General features: G+C 71.8%; 15 protein-coding genes. 11 read left to right on the plus strand and 4 right to left on the minus strand.

The genetic code is table 11. From position 1 onward, the window contains the following. Positions 1 to 29: 29 nt before the first annotated feature. From ACXNSR_RS30820 to ACXNSR_RS30835, 4 genes are all read left to right on the plus strand, one after another. Positions 30 to 662: an MBL fold metallo-hydrolase gene (locus tag ACXNSR_RS30820; protein ID WP_458638622.1), complete on the plus strand. Its 633-nt coding sequence runs from the start codon at positions 30 to 32 to the stop codon at positions 660 to 662. 30 nt (positions 663 to 692) lie between these two features. After that, positions 693 to 1,478 carry an exodeoxyribonuclease III gene (locus ACXNSR_RS30825; protein WP_458638623.1) on the plus strand — a complete coding sequence of 262 codons (786 nt, stop codon included), beginning with the start codon at positions 693 to 695 and terminating at the stop codon, positions 1,476 to 1,478. A 70-nt stretch (positions 1,479 to 1,548) separates the two neighbouring features. After that, a complete protein-coding gene (locus tag ACXNSR_RS30830; RefSeq protein ID WP_458638624.1) occupies positions 1,549 to 1,989 on the plus strand; it encodes a DUF6278 family protein in 441 nt (146 codons plus the stop codon). 95 nt (positions 1,990 to 2,084) lie between these two features. After that, positions 2,085 to 2,828, plus strand: a complete 744-nt coding sequence (locus tag ACXNSR_RS30835) for an amino acid ABC transporter ATP-binding protein (protein WP_458638625.1) — start codon at positions 2,085 to 2,087, stop codon at positions 2,826 to 2,828. Between the two features lie 3 nt (positions 2,829 to 2,831). Here ACXNSR_RS30835 and ACXNSR_RS30840 read toward each other — a convergent pair whose 3' ends face one another. Together ACXNSR_RS30840 and ACXNSR_RS30845 are read right to left on the minus strand one after the other, a co-directional pair. After that, on the minus strand, positions 2,832 to 4,421 hold the full coding sequence (locus ACXNSR_RS30840) for a CocE/NonD family hydrolase (RefSeq protein ID WP_458638626.1): 1,590 nt from the start codon (positions 4,419 to 4,421) through the stop codon (positions 2,832 to 2,834). 151 nt (positions 4,422 to 4,572) lie between these two features. Then, positions 4,573 to 5,742, minus strand: a complete 1,170-nt coding sequence (locus tag ACXNSR_RS30845) for a L,D-transpeptidase (RefSeq protein ID WP_458643442.1) — start codon at positions 5,740 to 5,742, stop codon at positions 4,573 to 4,575. A gap of 308 nt (positions 5,743 to 6,050) precedes the next feature. On the opposite strand from ACXNSR_RS30845, the gene ACXNSR_RS30850 reads away from it, so the two are divergent. The 6 genes from ACXNSR_RS30850 to ACXNSR_RS30875 all read left to right on the plus strand — a co-directional run bounded on the left by ACXNSR_RS30850 (position 6,051) and on the right by ACXNSR_RS30875 (position 12,887). Beyond that, entirely contained in the window at positions 6,051 to 7,160 is a 1,110-nt protein-coding gene (locus ACXNSR_RS30850; RefSeq protein ID WP_458643443.1) for a lipid II:glycine glycyltransferase FemX, read from the plus strand. Next, entirely contained in the window at positions 7,157 to 8,851 is a 1,695-nt protein-coding gene (murJ, locus tag ACXNSR_RS30855) for a murein biosynthesis integral membrane protein MurJ (protein WP_458638627.1), read from the plus strand. The genes ACXNSR_RS30850 and murJ overlap by 4 nt, the downstream gene beginning before the upstream one ends. 41 nt (positions 8,852 to 8,892) lie before the next feature. Next, entirely contained in the window at positions 8,893 to 9,576 is a 684-nt protein-coding gene (locus tag ACXNSR_RS30860; protein ID WP_458638628.1) for a response regulator, read from the plus strand. A 6-nt stretch (positions 9,577 to 9,582) separates the two neighbouring features. Then, the gene (locus ACXNSR_RS30865; protein ID WP_458638629.1) at positions 9,583 to 11,028 is read left to right on the plus strand and encodes an ATP-binding protein; all 1,446 of its coding nucleotides are present in this window, start codon (positions 9,583 to 9,585) and stop codon (positions 11,026 to 11,028) included. Beyond that, a complete protein-coding gene (locus ACXNSR_RS30870; RefSeq protein ID WP_458638630.1) occupies positions 11,025 to 11,555 on the plus strand; it encodes a hypothetical protein in 531 nt (176 codons plus the stop codon). Before ACXNSR_RS30865 ends, ACXNSR_RS30870 begins: the two co-directional genes overlap by 4 nt. A 72-nt stretch (positions 11,556 to 11,627) precedes the next feature. Further along, positions 11,628 to 12,887, plus strand: coding sequence for a cytochrome P450 (locus tag ACXNSR_RS30875; RefSeq protein ID WP_458638631.1), 1,260 nt, complete (start codon positions 11,628 to 11,630; stop codon positions 12,885 to 12,887). Here ACXNSR_RS30875 and ACXNSR_RS30880 read toward each other — a convergent pair. Beyond that, on the minus strand, positions 12,847 to 13,572 hold the full coding sequence (locus ACXNSR_RS30880; protein WP_458638632.1) for a hypothetical protein: 726 nt from the start codon (positions 13,570 to 13,572) through the stop codon (positions 12,847 to 12,849). The two genes, ACXNSR_RS30875 and ACXNSR_RS30880, sit on opposite strands and share 41 nt — an antisense overlap. A 101-nt stretch (positions 13,573 to 13,673) precedes the next feature. Between ACXNSR_RS30880 and ggt the strand changes: the two genes are divergently transcribed. Next, positions 13,674 to 15,473, plus strand: a complete 1,800-nt coding sequence (gene ggt, locus ACXNSR_RS30885) for a gamma-glutamyltransferase (RefSeq protein WP_458638633.1) — start codon at positions 13,674 to 13,676, stop codon at positions 15,471 to 15,473. Positions 15,474 to 15,488: 15 nt separating this feature from the next. Here the strand turns inward: ggt and map are convergent, their stop codons facing one another. Next, entirely contained in the window at positions 15,489 to 16,256 is a 768-nt protein-coding gene (map, locus tag ACXNSR_RS30890) for a type I methionyl aminopeptidase (RefSeq protein WP_458638634.1), read from the minus strand. Positions 16,257 to 16,298 lie beyond the last annotated feature (42 nt).

Genomic DNA, 16,298 nt, shown 5'->3' on the forward strand with positions numbered 1-16,298 from the left:
CCAGCCCCGGTCCCCGCTAGCCTGGGATCATGAAGCTCACCAAGCGGCTGCATTCCTGCGTCCAGTTGGAGAAGGACGGGCGCACGCTCGTCATCGACCCGGGCGCCTTCAGCGAACCGGACGCGGGACTGGGGGCGGACGCCCTGCTGGTCACGCACGAACACCCCGACCACTTCGAGGAGGGCCGGCTGCGGGCCGCCCTCGACGCCGATCCGGCGGTCGAGCTGTGGACCCTGCGCAGTGTCGCCGAGAAGCTCGCCCCCGCCTATCCGGGGCGGGTGCACACCGTCGGCCACGGCGACGCCTTCAGCGCGGCCGGGTTCGAGGTCCAGGTCCACGGGGAGCTGCACGCGGTGATCCACCCGGACATCCCGCGCGTCACGAACGTCGGCTACCTCGTTGAGGGTTCCCTCTTCCACCCCGGGGACGCGCTGACCGTGCCCGGTGTCCCCGTCGAGACGCTGATGGTTCCGGTGCACGCCCCCTGGAACAAGGTCTCCGAGGTGATCGACTACCTCCGCGAGGTCAAGCCGCGCCGGGCCCTGGACATCCACGACGCCTACCTCTCCGACATCGCCCGGCCGATCTACGACAACGCCCTGGGCGCCCTCGGGGGCACCGACCACGGGCGACTCACCGCGGGGGACTCCGCCGAACTGTGACTGTCGGTGCCGGGCGGTAGGTTGGCAGGTATGCGTATCGCCACCTACAACGTCAACTCCATCACCGCCCGGCTGCCGCGCCTGCTGGCCTGGCTGGAGAGCTCCGGCACGGATGTCGTGTGCATCCAGGAGACCAAGTGCTCGGCGGAGCAGTTCCCGCACGAGCAGCTGCGCGAGCTGGGCTACGAGGCGGCCGTCAACGCCACCGGCCGCTGGAACGGCGTGGCCCTGCTCTCCAAGGTCGGCCTGGAGGACGTGGCCCTCGGGCTGCCCGGCGGGCCCGACTACGAGGGCGTCCAGGAACCCCGCGCGATCTCCGCCACCTGCGGCGGGGTCCGGGTCTGGTCGGTGTACGTGCCCAACGGGCGCGAGGTCGAGCACGACCACTACGGCTACAAGCTGGACTGGTTCCGCGCCCTGACCGCGGCCGTCGCCGCGGACGCGGCCGGTCCGCGGCCGTTCGCGGTGCTCGGCGACTTCAACGTGGCCCCGACCGACGAGGACGTCTACGACCCGGCCGTCTTCGAGGGCCTCACCCACGTCACGCCCGCCGAGCGGGCCGCCCTGGAGGCGCTGCGGGCCGCCGGGCTCTCGGACGTGTTCCCGCGCGCGCTGAAGTACGACCGTCCCTACACCTTCTGGGACTACCGGATGCTCGCCTTCCCCAAGAACAAGGGCATGCGCATCGACCTGGTCTACGGGAACGAGCCCTTCACCAAGGCCGTCACCGACTCCTACGTCGACCGCGAGGAGCGCAAGGGCAAGGGTGCGTCCGACCACGCTCCCGTCGTCGTGGACCTGGACCTCGGCGCCTGAGGACGTCCGGGCCGGCGGATCCAGGCGCGCCCTGTGGTCAGCGGCGGATCCTGGTGCGACGCTGGGCGGTATGAACATCCCTTTCCTGGGCAACTGGCTGAACCGACGCGAAACGGAACAGGGCACGGGACTCGCCGCCGCCCTCGCGGACGACCCCGAGGGCGTCGCCGAGTTGTTCTCGGAGTGCGAGATGCTGCGCGTCCAGGCGAGGACGGCCGGGCTCGAACTCGACGAGAGCCGGGCCTCGTTGGAGGCCCTGGACCAGCTGATGCCCCGCTGGCGGCGGGACCCCGAGGCGGTTCCCTGGCTCGGCAACGACGCCGGCTTCTACCTCGGGACCGTGATCATCCGGACCGTGCCGGGGGCCGCGTGGCGGGTGTGGCCCAACGGCCAGCCGGTGATCAGGCTGGCCTCGGGCCGGGAGCTGAACGTGATCGAGTCGGGCGTGTCCTGGGCGATGACGGGATCCCCCGAGCTCAGCCAGGCGTACGCCGAGGCCTCCGAGGGCTGACGCCCGGGCGCGCCGCGCACCGAATCCGACCCGGGCGCCGACCCGGGCTCCGACCAGGCTCCGACTCCGACTCCGACAAGTGGGCAGGGCAGCACATGGCCGTGGAACCGTTGATCGAGCTGCGGGGCGTCAACAAGCACTTCGGTGCGCTGCACGTACTGCGGGACATCGACCTCACCGTCGGCCGCGGGGAGGTGGTGGTGGTGATCGGGCCCTCGGGCTCCGGGAAGTCCACCCTGTGCCGGGCGATCAACCGGCTGGAGACCGTCGAGTCGGGCACGATCATGATCGACGGGGAGGCGCTGCCCGCCGAGGGCAAGGAGCTGGCCCGGCTGCGCGCCGAGGTGGGGATGGTCTTCCAGTCCTTCAACCTGTTCGCGCACAAGACCGTCCTCGCCAACGTCTCGCTCGCGCAGGTCAAGGTCCGCGGCCGCAAGCGGGGCGAGGCGGACCGGCGCTCCCGGGAGCTCCTGGAACGGGTCGGCCTGGCCGACCAGGCCCAGAAGTTCCCGGCCCAGCTCTCCGGCGGTCAGCAGCAGCGCGTGGCGATCGCCCGCGCCCTCGCCATGAACCCCAAGGCGCTGCTCTTCGACGAGCCCACCTCCGCCCTCGACCCGGAGATGATCAACGAGGTGCTGGAGGTCATGCGGCAGCTCGCCCGCGAGGGCATGACCATGGTCGTGGTCACCCACGAGATGGGCTTCGCCCGCTCCGCCGCGAACCGCGTGGTCTTCATGGCCGACGGGCAGATCATCGAGGACCGCACCCCGGAGCAGTTCTTCACCGCCCCGGAGAGCGACCGGGCCAAGGACTTCCTCTCCAAGATCCTCAAGCACTGAGGGTCACTGTTCGCGCAGCGGCACCGACACATGGCTGGGATCGGTGCGCGGCGAGGAGAAGGCCAGCTGCGCGCCGATGGGGTTGTGCTCGATGTAGAGCGGGTCGACGGTGTCGACGACGAGGGCGAGCCGGTGGCCCGCGGGGACGTCGTAGGCGGTGGAGAACAGCTCCAGGTCCACGCCGAAGGCCCGGCCGGGAGCCTTCCCGTGGAAGGTGTACGGGGCGTGGGTGACGAGCTTGCCGATACCGAGCGGGCCGACGTCGTAGAGGTACGCGACGAAGGTGCCGTCGCCCTTGGTGGGGGTGACGGTGGTGTGCAGCTTCACGGTGCCGCGGATCCGGCGCGCCCCGTCGTGGCGCTGCGACTGCCAGACGGCCGCGAAGGCCCGGGGGAGCAGCGGGACGGAGACGACCGGCGGCGTCTTCACGAACTGGTCGAGGGCGCTGGACAGGAGGAGGACGCCGCCGTCGGCGCCGGAGTCGACGTTGGCGAAGAGGTGCTCGCTTTCGGAGAGCGCCAGCTCCTCGGTGCCTCCGGAGCCGACCGACCCCCAGTCGGCGTAGCCCTCGTACCCGCTGTCGCTACGGGACTTGATCTGCACCGGGGCCTCGGTGTCGATGCCGTTGCGCTCGCCCTTGAGGTAGCGGTCGAACCAGCGGCGCGCGTTGGTCCAGGTGTCGTTGGGCAGCCCCAGCAGGCCGGTGCCCTCGGCCGTGGCGTGGTCCCCGGGCCGGAACTCCAGGCGCTTGGGGCCGGTCAGCCGCTCGTAGAACTTCGCGTACTGGTTGGGCGGGAAGATGGTGTCGCCCCAGGCGTTGCCCAGCATGACGGCGGTGCCGTTGGCGTTGATCCGGTCCACCTGCTCGGAAGCCGAACGCCTCCTGCCCCACTCGAGCATCTGCTGCTCCTGGTCCAGCCGGGAGCCGAGGAAGTTGCCGAGGAGCGTCTTGAGTTCGGGTCCGGGGCGGCCGGTGAGGTATCCGGTGGCGCCGAGCATCGCGGCGGCCTGGAGGTGCTGGGTGCGGCCGGAGTAGATGGATTCGATGAGGTCGGCCCAGCCGCTCATCGCGACCACGGCCTTGACGCGGGGGTCGTGCGCGGAGGCCAGCAGGGTGATGCCGGCGGCGTACGAGACCCCGCCGAGGCCGATGCGGTCCGCGTCGGCGGGGGTGTTGGCGAGGGCCCAGTCGATGACGGCGCCGACGTCGGCGATGTCCGGCGGGCCGGCCACCTCGATGCTGCCGCCGGAGAGCCAGAAGCCGCGGGAGGTGTAACTGACCACGACGTAACCGGAGTCGGCGAGCTTCCTGGCCTGGGCGAGGTATTCGGTCTGCGGCAGGCCCCAGCTGGTGGGCAGCACGATCAGCGGGTACGTGCGGCCGCTCACGGCCCCGGCCGGGGTGATGACGTTGCCCTTGAGGGTGACTCCGCCGGATCCGGGGATGTCGTGGAAGCGGATCCGGGAGGAGGCGTCGGCGGTGGCGGCTGCCGCGGTGGAGGCGGGAGCCGCCTGGGCCCGGTCGGGGGCCAGGCCCAGGGCGGCTGCGGCCAACAGGGCCGCCGCGGCCGCGGCGGTGGTGGTGCGTCGCATCTGTCGCTCCTCGCGCGTGGGCCGGGTCGGCAGAGTGACCCGACGGTGACGGGAGCGTGTTACCCAAAGTGACCCGCAAGTAAGTTACGCGCCGGTAACGATTGGGTGTGTGCGATGGACCGGCCGTCGCGGGCCGGACGCGACCCGGCCGTCAGCCGTTCTGCGGGGCGCCGGACAGGGCGCTCTTGGCCTTCCACTGGTCCCACCCCAGGTTCCACTCGCCGTAGCCGTTGCCGATGTCCGCGTTGCCCTTGGAGCCCTCGCCGACCACCTCGAAGGCGTCGCCGATCTGGGACGCCCCGAAGAACTCCTTGGCGTCGGCGTCGCTCATGCCCACACAGCCGGAACTGCTGTTGGCGCGGCCGAAGTTGCCGGAGTTCCACGGCGCGGCGTGCGCGTACATGCCGGACCAGGTGAGCCGCATCGAGTAATCGACCAGCTTGTTGTAGGCGTTGTCCAGGCCCACCGTCTGGGAGTCCATACGGATGGTGCCCTCCTTCGACATGATCACCATCTTCCCGGACCAGGAGGCCTTCTTGCCGCCGGGCGTGCCGGCCGAGATCGGGACCGTCCTGAGCGCCTGGCCGTCCTGGGTCACCGACATCTTCTTGGTGTCGAGGCTGACCTGGATCCGGCGGTCCTTGCCGATCTTGAACTCGGTGTTGTAGTCCCGGGTGAACAGGCCGCCGCCCTTGCCGGAGTCCACGCCGTTCAGGTTCATCTCGACCTTCACGTCCGTGCCGGACTTCCAGTAGTCCTTGGGACGCCAGTCGACGCGGTCGTTGCCGGAGTAGTCCTTGATCCAGCCCCAGGAGCCCTCGGCGTTGTTCGAGGTGGTGACCTTGAGCTGCTTCTCGACCTCGGCCTTGTTCGTCACCGGGTTGTCGAAGACGAGCGACACGGGCATCGCCACGCCCACCGTGCTGCCCTTGGGGATGTTGATCGAGACCTTGTTCACCTTGTCGGCGGCGCTGGTCTTGAACTGGGTGCCGGCGCTCTGGTTGTCGGTGTTCTGCGCCTCGACCTTGTACTCCGCGCCGGGCGGGGCGTTGCGCTCCGAGGTCCAGGTCTTCCCGTCGTCGGATATCTTCCCCGGCAGCTCGGCGCCCTTGGCGTCGGTCACCTTCACCTGGGCCAGCTTGCCCTCGGCGACGGTCACCGACACCGGCTGACCCGCCTTGACCTGATCGCCCGTGAGGTTGACCGAGACGGCCATGGGCGCCTTCGGCTTCTGCTCGGCCCCGCCCTTGTCGTCGCCACCACCGTCGCTCCCGCCCGAACAGGCGGTGAGCGAGGCGGCCAGAAGTGCGGTGCCCGCCATGGCGGTGCGGCGTATACGGCTCAACGAAGGGCCCCTTCAAGTGGTGGTGGCGATGAACGTTCGCAAAAGGAGATGCGAACAAGGCGACTTTAGGTTCCGCATTCGACAGAAAAGCTCGTCTCTCCTGCTTGTGACGTCGACCGCAGCAAAACGGTCATCGTTCGGTCACAAACGTTGCGCACTTCGGTCATGGGCGGCTGTGAGAGTCCTGTGAGAGACCGTCAGGACGAACAGGAAGGCTGTCTGCCGTGTGTGCACTGCTCGTGAACCCCGCCCAGCACGACCATGACCAGGACGGACAGCCACGGGTGCGCGCCCTGTCCGTCACCGAATACCAGTCCTTCCTCCACTGGAACGGAGGCGCGAGCTTTCTCCAGTACCCCTCCTGGGCCCGGGTAAAGGACCTCTGGCGTTCGGAAAGAGTCGGATGGCACTATCCGGACGGAGAGATTCAGGGGGCCGGGCTCGTTCTCTACCGGCAATTCCCCGGCACCCGGAAATACTTCGCCTATCTCCCCGAAGGGCCCGTCGTCGACTGGTCCGATCCGCACATCGACCGCTGGCTGAACCCGCTCCTGCGGCACCTGCGCGCCTCCGGCGCCTTCGCCGTCCGCATCGGTCCCACCCCCGCCTACCGCCGCTGGGACGCCGCCACCGTCAAGGCCGGGACCGGGCCCGGACGGCAGATCTCCGACGTGCTCGCCAGCGAGGTCGACCCGGTGGGCGCCGCCCTCGCCGACCGGCTGCGCACCCGCGGCTGGAAGCGGTGCGGCGGCGAGGACGACGGCGACGCCCAGCCCCGCCACGTCTTCCGCGTGCCGCTGGCCGGCCGCACCCTCGACGAGGTGTGGTCGGGTCTCAACCAGGAATGGCGGCGCAACGTGCGCAAGGCCACCAAGGCCGGTGTGGAGACGGTCGTCGGCACCTACGCCGACCTGCCCGAGTTCTACCGGCTGCTGCGCATCACCGAGGAGCGCGACGGCTTCCGCCTCGGCCGCTCCCTCGCGTACTACGAGCAGCAGTACCGGGTCCTGAACGAGGAACAGCCCGGCCGCATGCGGCTCTACCTGGGCGTCCACCGGGGCGAGATCCTCGCCGCCCACACGATGATCGCCGCCGGCAACCGGGTCTGGTACCAGACGGGCGCCTCGGCCGACCACCGCCGCGAGGTACGGCCCAGCAACGCCCTGCAGTGGCGCATGATGTGCGACGCACACGACCTCGGAGCGGAGGAGTACGACATGCGCGGGGTACCCTCCACCCTCGACCCCGACGAACGCTCCTTCGGGCTGCTGCGCTGGAAGCTCGGCACCGGCGGACAGGTCGTCGAAACGCTCGGAGAGTGGGAGATACCGATGGACGGAGTCGCCAACGCGGCGCTCTACAAGGCGTTCCAGGCCTACCTGGCCCGCCGGTGACGGCCACCGACACCGACAGCGCCACCGACACCGCCACCGGAGCGGCCGCCGCCCCGGGAGCCGCGGACGCGCCCTCCGGGAAGACCTCGGTGCTGCGCAGCGGCGCGCTCATGGCCGCCGGCTCGATCGTCTCCCGCGCCACCGGCTTCATCCGCTCCGCCGTCGTCGTCGCGGCGCTGGGCACCGGACTCCTCGGTGACGGCTACGCCGTCGCCAACACCGTCCCGAACATCATCTACATCCTGCTCATCGGAGGCGCGCTCAACGCCGTCTTCGTCCCCGAGCTCGTCCGGGCCGCCAAGGAGCACGCGGACGGCGGAACCGCCTACACCGACCGGCTGCTCACCGCCTGCACCGCCGCCCTCGTGGTGCTCACCGCCGCCGCCGTCCTCGCCGCCCCGCTGATCGTCTCGGTGTACACCGACTACGACGGCGCCCAGGCGAGCACCACCGTGGCGCTGGCCCGGTACTGCCTGCCGCAGATCCTCTTCTACGGGCTCTTCACCCTGCTCGGGCAGGTGCTGAACGCCCGAGGCCGGTTCGGCGCGATGATGTGGACCCCGGTCCTCAACAACCTCGTCATCATCGGCGTCTTCGGGCTCTTCCTCCACCTCTCCCACGACGCGGCGGCCGGCCTCACCGCCGCCGAGACCCGGCTCCTCGGCCTCGGCACCACCATCGGCATCGTCATCCAGGCCCTCGCCCTCGTCCCCTCGCTGCGCGCCGCCCGCTTCCGCTGGCGCCCCCGCTTCGACTGGCGCGGCAGCGGCCTCGGCCGCCCGCTGCGCAACGCGGGCTGGCTGGTCATGCTCGTCCTCACCAACCAGCTCGCCTACTGGGTCGTCACCCGGCTCTCCACCACCACCGGACAGCACGCCGTGGAGGCCGGACTCGCGGGCGGCGCCGGCTACACCGCCTACAGCAACGCCTACCAGCTGTGGATCGTCCCGCAGGGCATCATCACCGTCTCCCTCGTGACCGCCCTGATGCCGCGGATGAGCGCGGCCGCCACCGAGGGCGACCTCGGCGCCGTGCGCCGCGACCTCTCCTACGCCCTGCGCTCCAGCGCCTCCCTGGTCGTGCCCGCCGCCGCGCTCTTCGCCGCCCTCGCCCCCTGGGTCATGGGCAGCGTCTTCGAGTACGGGCGCACCGGAGCCGCCGACATCGAGGTCATGGCGGGCATCCTCATCGCCTTCGCGCCCGGGCTGATCGCCTACTCGGCGCAGTACGTCCTCTCGCGCGGCTTCTACGCCCTCTCCGACACCCGGACCCCCTTCTTCCTCAACCTGGTCATCGCCGCGCTCACCGCCGGACTGTCCGCCGCCGCCTACTTCCTGCTGCCCCCGCGCTGGGCCGTCACCGGCATGGCCGCGGCCTCCTCCGTCGCCTTCCTCGCGGGCGCAGCCGTCACCGCGTACACGCTCACCCGCCGCCTCGGCCCGCGCGCGGGCACCCGTGCCGAACGGCGCGCGACCGCCGTACGGACCCACCTGCGGCTGCTGGCCGCCTGTACGCCGGCGGCCGCCGCCGGGTACGCGGCAGCGCGCGCCGCCGACCCGTTCGGCAACTTCGCCGCGCTCGGGGCGGGAACCGCCGCACTGGTCCTCGTCGTCGTCATCCTCGCCGGGCCGCTGCGCCTGACGGAGATCACCGACATGCTGAACTCCCTGTGGCGCCGGATCGGCCGATAGGGGGGAAGTAAGCCCTGCAACAGCTTTGGGATACTGACCGGATGCCACGCGTACTGCTGATCGAGGACGACCCTTCCATCCGTGAGGGGGTCGGCCTCGGCCTGCGCCGCCGGGGCCACGACGTGAGTTCCGCCGAGACCGGCGAGGAAGGGCTGGCGCTGATGAGCGGCTTCCGCCCCGAGCTCGTCCTGCTCGACCTGATGCTGCCCGGGATCAACGGGGTCCAGGTCTGCCGCCGCATCCGCGAGACCAGCCAGGTGCCGATCATCATGCTCACCGCCCGCGGCGACGACTTCGACATAGTCGTCGGCCTGGAGGCCGGCGCCGACGACTACATCGTCAAACCCGCCCGCACCGAGGTCATCGAGGCCCGCATCAAAGCCGTACTGCGCCGGCTCAGCGACCCCGTGGGCACCCGCTCCGGCGTCGAGCACCACGGCGAGCTGACCATCGACCGCGCCGGGCTGAGCGTCGCCAAGAACGGCGAGCGCGTGCCGCTGGCCCCCAGCGAGATCAAGCTCCTGCTGCACCTGTCGGCCTCGCCCGAGCAGGTGTTCTCCCGCCAGCAACTCCTCGAGTACGTCTGGGACCACAGCTACCACGCCGACGCCCGGCTCGTGGACGCCTGCGTGCGCCGGCTGCGCACCAAGGTCGAGGACCCCGCTTCGAGCCCCCGCTACATACAGACCGTGCGCGGCTTCGGCTACCGCTTCGGTCCCCTGTAGGCGAGCGTGCGACGCATCGCGCCGCTGGGCCTGCGCACCCGACTGATCGCGGCCTTCCTGCTGGTCGCCGCGATCAGCGCGGTGACCACCGCGGCCCTCACCTACCAGCAGGCGCGCAACGCGATCCTCAAGCAGACCCAGGACACCGCCATCAGCACCCTGCGGGACCAGGTCGAGCAGCAGGAGTTCCGGCTTCCGCTGGACCAGCAGGAGCTCCAGCGCATCGTCATCGAACTCGGCAAGCGCGGCAAACCGCACCCGTGGATCATCTTCGGCGAGTACGGCAGCGTGCGGGTCTCCACCAACCCCGGCACACCGACCTCCAGCGTGATCACCGACAACCTGCGCGAGAAGGTCCGCCGCCACGACTACACCGCCTTCCAGCGGGTCGAGGACGCGCGCGGCAACCCGTGGCTCACCATCGGCGTCCCCGCCCTCTTCGAGCACAACGGCTCCACCGAGTCCACCGGAGCCGTCTTCTACGCCAGCGTCCCGCTCTCCACCGAGAAGCAGACCGTGGAAGCCATGGTCGACGCCGCCAAGCAGGGCGCCGTGCCGGGCCTGGCCATCGCCATCGTGCCCGCGCTGCTGGCCGCCCGCAGCGTGCTGCGGCCGGTCCGCGACATGCGCCGGGCCGCCCAGCACCTCGGCCGCGGCCGCCTCGACACCCGGATCGAGGTCCGGGGCGCCGACGAGCTCGCCGGACTCGCCCGCACCTTCAACGAGACCGCACGCGCCCTGGAACAGTCCGTGAGCGAGCTCCAGGACGCGGAGGTCCGGGCCCGCCGCTTCGCCTCCGACGTCTCCCACGAACTGCGCACCCCCCTCGCCGGGATGCTCGCCGTCACCGAGGTCCTCGACGAGGACGCCGAACGCCTCGACGCCGACACCGCCAAGGCCCTGCGCCTGGTCAGCGCCGAGACCGGCAAGCTCGCCGTCCTCGTCGAGGACCTGATGGAGATCTCCCGCTTCGACGCCCGGGCCGCCGAGCTGAACCTCGACGACGTGGACATCGCCGAAGCCGTGCGCAAGACCCTGGAACGCCGCCACTGGGTCGACGACCGCATCGTCGCCGAGCTGCCGGAGCAGGTGCGCGCCCGGCTCGACCCGCGCCGCTTCGACGTCGTGCTCGCCAACCTCGTCGGCAATGCCCTGCGGCACGGCGGAGCCCCCGTACGCATCACGGTACGGACCGCACCGGGCGAGGACGGCGAGCGGCTGCTGATCGAGGTCGCCGACAGCGGACCCGGCATCGCCCCCGAGGTGCTGCCGCACATCTTCGACCGCTTCTTCAAGGCCGACGCGGCCCGGACCCGCTCCGCCGGCAGCGGGCTCGGCCTCGCCATCACCCTGGAGAACGTCCGCCTGCACGGCGGAACCCTCCTCGCGGCCAACGGACCGGCCGGAGGAGCCGTCTTCACCCTCGACATGCCGCTGGAGGCCCACGCGTGACCGGGCACGGAACGAGATCCCGGGCAGCGGTGGCCACGGCCACGTTGGTCGGCTGCGCCCTGCTGCTCACCGGATGCGGGATCAAACGCAGCGGGGTGATCGACAGCGGCCACTCCGCCACCGTCAAGGTCTCCGGGAGCAAGGGCAACTTCCTCTACTTCGTGGCCAAGGACGGCGACCGACTGGCCCCGAGCCCCTTCAGCCTGGCGGAGGGCTACCGGCTCAACCCCGTGGTGCTGTTGCGGCTGCTGTTCGACGGCCCCCGCGGCCGGGCCGCCGAGGTCGGGCTCACCACGGCCCTGCCCCGGCTGTCCGCCGGACAGGAGGACCAGATGGCGGTGAGCCCGACCTCGCAGGCAGGAACGACGGTCCGGGTGCCGTTCGCCGTGGGCGACCTCTCGGACCTGGCCCGCATGCAGATCGTGTGCACCATCGGCACCGCCGTCCTGACGGACGCCGTCAGCCCCGTCATCCTGATGGGCCCCGACACCACCCTCCCGGCCGCCGACTGCGACCGCGAACGCTGACCGGCCCGGCGCACCCCCGGCCCCGGCGCCGCACCCTTGCGGTCGGGGCCGGGCACCCGTCACGGTGGCCCCATGGACCACGCCGCGGACGTCCCGGACGTCTTCGACCCCCGCATCTACGCCTCCGGCATCCCGCACGAGCGCTACCAGCTGCTGCGCGAGCGGCATCCCGTGGCCCGGCAGGCGGAGCCGGAGATCGGGGGCTGGCCCGCCGGCCCCGGCTTCTGGGCCGTCACCCGGCACGCCGACGTCGTACGGGTCCTGCGCGACCACCGGACGTACTCCTCCTGGCTGGGCGCCACCCAGATCCGCGACCCCGACCCGGCCGACCTGCCCTTCCTACGCAGCACCATGCTCAACCAGGACCCGCCCGGGCACGGCCGGCTGAGGCGGCTGGTGTCCCGCGCCTTCACCCCCGCCCGCGTCGACGCCTTCGCCGGACGGGTACGGGAACGCGCCCGCGCCCTGCTCGCCGCCGCCCGCCAGGACGCCGAGGACGGCACCGTCGACGTGGTGCGCGCCGTCACCGACGAGTACGCGCTGCTGAACCTCACCGACCTGCTGGGTATCCCGGCCGCCGACCGGGCCCTGCTGCTGGACTGGACCGTACGGATCATCGGGTACCAGGACCCCGACGACGCCCCGGCGCCGCTCCTCGGCCCGGACGGCACTCCGCTCGACCCGCGCTCCCCGGCCCTGCTCGGCGAGATGTTCGCGTACGCCCGCGAACTGGCCGGCCACAAGCGCGCCCACCCCGGCGACGACGTGATGACCGTCCTCGCCGAAGCCGGGCTCGCCCCGGCCGAACTGGAGATGTTCTTCTTCCTGCTCACCGTCGCGGGCAACGACACCGTGCGCAGCGCCGCCCCCGGCGGGCTGCTCGCACTGGCCGGGGCCCCGGACGCCTACCGCGGGCTCGCGGACGGATCCGTCCCGTTCGACCGGGCCGTCGAGGAACTCCTGCGCGTCCACCCGCCGGTGCTCAGCTTCCGCCGCACGGCCGCCGTCGACACCGAACTGGCCGGGCGGTCCATCCGCGCCGGCGACAAGGTGGTGGTCTTCCACGCCTCCGCCAACCACGACGAGCGCGTCTTCACCGACCCCGGCCGCCTCGACCTCGCGCGGACGCCCAACCCGCACGTCTCCTTCGGGGACGGCCCGCACGTCTGCCTCGGCGCCCACTTCGCCCGGCTCCAGCTGCGCGTCCTCTACGAGGAGTGGTGCGCGGCCATGCCCGCGCCGGAACTGGCGGGACCGCCGCGCCGGCTGGTCTCCAACTTCATCAACGGGATCACACGGCTGCCGGTTCGGGTGTCAGGGCGGCGCGGGTGACATCGGCCGCGAGCTCGGTCACATCGGGGCCGTAGGCATCGGAGTTGACCACCTTCAGCACCAGGCAGAAGGGATCCTTGCCGTACGTGCGGGCCAGCCGCTCGTGGTGGCGGGCGAGATAGCGGGCGGCGGCCTGGTTGCTGACCGCGGTCTGCCCGGAGAGCAGGAAGACGGGACGGCCGCCCTGGGCGCCCGTCAGCCTGGCCAGCAGCACGTACTCGACCTGCCCATTGGCCCACCGGTAGCTCTCGCCGCCCACCTGGATCGCGCCCCGGTCCTCGTGCGCCTGGGTGTCGACGTTCACCCGCACCCCCGGGAGCATCGAGGCCAGGTGCGCCACCGTACGGGTGTTGGACGTCGGGCCGCCGACGCAGAACTCGGCGCGGTCGCCGAAGCCCTGCCGCGCCTCGTCGTGCGTGACGATCTGGACGTTCGCCCCGCAGTCCTTGATCAGCGCGGAGATCTCCAGCAGCGCGAACGCGTCGTTGCGGTGCACCGACGACTCCTTGCCGCCCATCTGCCGGTTGACCACGAACAGGCACTCGGCGCCGGCCGGCAGCCCGAAGAACGCCTGCTTGCGGCGCAGGGCCCGGCGCCACAGATAGGTCCGGGCGAACCAGCCGAACCCGCCGCTGACGGCGGTGGCTATCACCCCGAGCACGATGTTGCGCACGTCGTCGTTCATGCGGCGGATGGTAGCCGCCGGGCGGCCTTCCTGACGCGGGGGGTGCGGTGAAGTTACGCTGCGCCAACCAGACCTGACCGGCCGTCGACCGGAGGAACCGCATGCGTGCTCCCGCCGCACGTCAGTTAGCGCTCATCGCCCTCGCCGGGGCGCTCGTCTCCACCGGGGCCGCGGCCCCGCCCACCACGACCGCCCCACCGGCCAAGGTGCCGGTCGCCGCCGGCTACGGCGGTGCCGTCGCCAGCGTCGACGCCGACGCCTCCGCCGCGGGCATCGCCGTCCTGCGCTCCGGCGGCAACGCCGTGGACGCGGCGATCGCCACCGCCGCCGCGCTCGGGGTGACCGAGCCCTATTCGGCGGGCATCGGCGGAGGCGGCTACTTCGTGTACTACGACGCCCGCTCGCGCCGGGTGCACACGATCGACGGCCGCGAGACGGCCCCCGCCACGGCCACCGAGACCCTCTTCCAGGAGAACGGCCTGCCCATCCCCTTCGCGGAGGGGCAGACCAGCGGCCGCGGGGTCGGCGTGCCCGGCACCCCCGCCACCTGGAAGAGCGCCCTCGACGCCTGGGGCACCCGCCCGCTCGACAAGCTGCTGAAGCCCGCCGAGAAACTGGCCCGCGAGGGCTTCACGGTGGACAGCACCTTCCGGGCCCAGACCGAGCTCAACCAGGACCGCTTCAAGGACTTCCCGGCGACCTCGAAGCTCTTCCTGCCCGGTGGCGCCCTGCCGGTGGTCGGCTCCACCTTCAAGAACCCGGACCTGGCCGCCACCTACGCCGAACTCGGCCGCAAGGGGACCGGCGCCCTCTACCGCGGGCCCCTCGCCGAGGACATCGTCCGGGCCGTGCGCACACCCCCGGTGGACCCGGCGGCCACCCGCAAGGTCCGCCCCGGCGACCTGACCACCGCCGACCTGCGCGCGTACGCGACGAAGCGACAGGACCCGACCCGGGTGAACTACCGGGGCCTGGACGTCTACAGCATGGCGCCCTCCTCCTCCGGCGGCACCACGGTCGGCGAGGCGCTGAACATCCTGGAGCGGACCGACCTCTCGAAGCTGTCCGAGACGCAGTACCTGCACCGCTTCATCGAGGCCTCGCGGATCTCCTTCGCCGACCGGGGCCGCTGGGTCGGCGACCCTGCGGCGGTGGACGTGCCCACGCGCGAACTGCTCTCGCAGCGGTTCGCCGACTCGCGCGGCTGCCTGATCGCGCCGGACCGTACGCTGACCAGCCCGCTGGCTCCCGGTGACCCGCGCCACCCGGCGGCCTGCGGCGGCTCCGGCCGGGCCGCCCCGACCACGTACGAAGGGGAGAACACCACGCACCTGACGGTCGCCGACCGCTGGGGCGACGTGGTCTCCTACACCCTGACCATCGAGTCCACGGGCGGGAGCGCGATCACCGTTCCCGGACGCGGCTTCCTGCTCAACAACGAGCTGACCGACTTCTCCTTCGCCCCGGCCGCGCCCGGGGTCCCGGACCCGAACCTGCCCGGCCCCGGCAAGCGGCCGCGCTCCTCCATGTCCCCGACGATCGTGCTGGAGGACGGCCGTCCGGTGCTCGCGGTGGGCTCCCCGGGCGGCGCCACCATCATCACCACCGTGCTGCAGACCCTGATCGGTCACCTGGACCGGGGTCTGCCGCTGGTCGACGCGATCGCCGCGCCACGGGCCAGCCAGCGCAACCAGACCACCACCGAGCTGGAGCCCGGCCTGTGGAACAGCCCGCTGCGCGCGGAGCTGGAGGCGATCGGCCAGGCCTTCCGGCAGAACCCGGAGATCGGCGCGGCCACCGGTGTGCAGCGGCTGCCGGACGGGCGCTGGCTGGCGGCGGCCGAGACCAGCCGCCGCGGCGGCGGCTCGGCGATGGTGGTCCACCCGCACGGGAAGCCGTAGCGGCCGGAAGGCGGTTCAGAGGGCCGTGAGGATCCGCGGGCCGTCGGCGGTGATCGCGACCGTGTGCTCGGAGTGCGCGGCGCGGCTGCCGTCGACGGTGCGCAGGGTCCAGCCGTCCGCGTCGCAGGCGTAGTCGTCCGTACCGCCCGCGATCAGCATCGGCTCGATGGCGAGGACCAGGCCGGGGCGCAGCTTCATGCCGCGTCCCGGCGGGCCCTCGTTGGGCACGCCCGGGTCCTCGTGCATGGTGCGGCCGACGCCGTGGCCGCCGAAGCCGTCCGGCACCCCGTACCCGGCGGCGCGGCAGGTGGTGCCGATCGCGTGGGCGATGTCGCCGATCCGGTTGCCCGGCACGGCGGCGGCGATCCCGGCGGCGAGGGCCGCCTCGGAGGTCTCGATCAGCCGGAGGTCGGCGGGCCGGGCCGGGCCGACGGTGAAGCTGACCGCCGCGTCCCCGACCCAGGCGCCGAGCTTCGCCCCGCAGTCGACGCTGACCAGGTCGCCGCCGCGCAGCCGGTAGTCGTCGGGGATGCCGTGCACGATCGCGTCGTTCACCGAGACGCACACCACGGCGGGGAAGGGCACGGGCGCGAACTGCGGCCGGTAGCCCAGGAAGGGCGAGGTGGCGCCGGCCTCACGGAGCACCTCGCGGGCCACCCGGTCCAGGTCCCTCAGGGACACCCCCACGCCGGCGGCCTCCCGTACGGCGGCCAGGGCGCGGGCGACCACCCGGCCCGCGGCCCGCATCTCGTCGATCTCTCGGTCGGTCTTCAGTTTCACCATGCCAATAACTATACCGGTATAAAAATAACGGGATATTTATTG

The organism is Streptomyces sp. NC-S4, assembly GCF_054353315.1.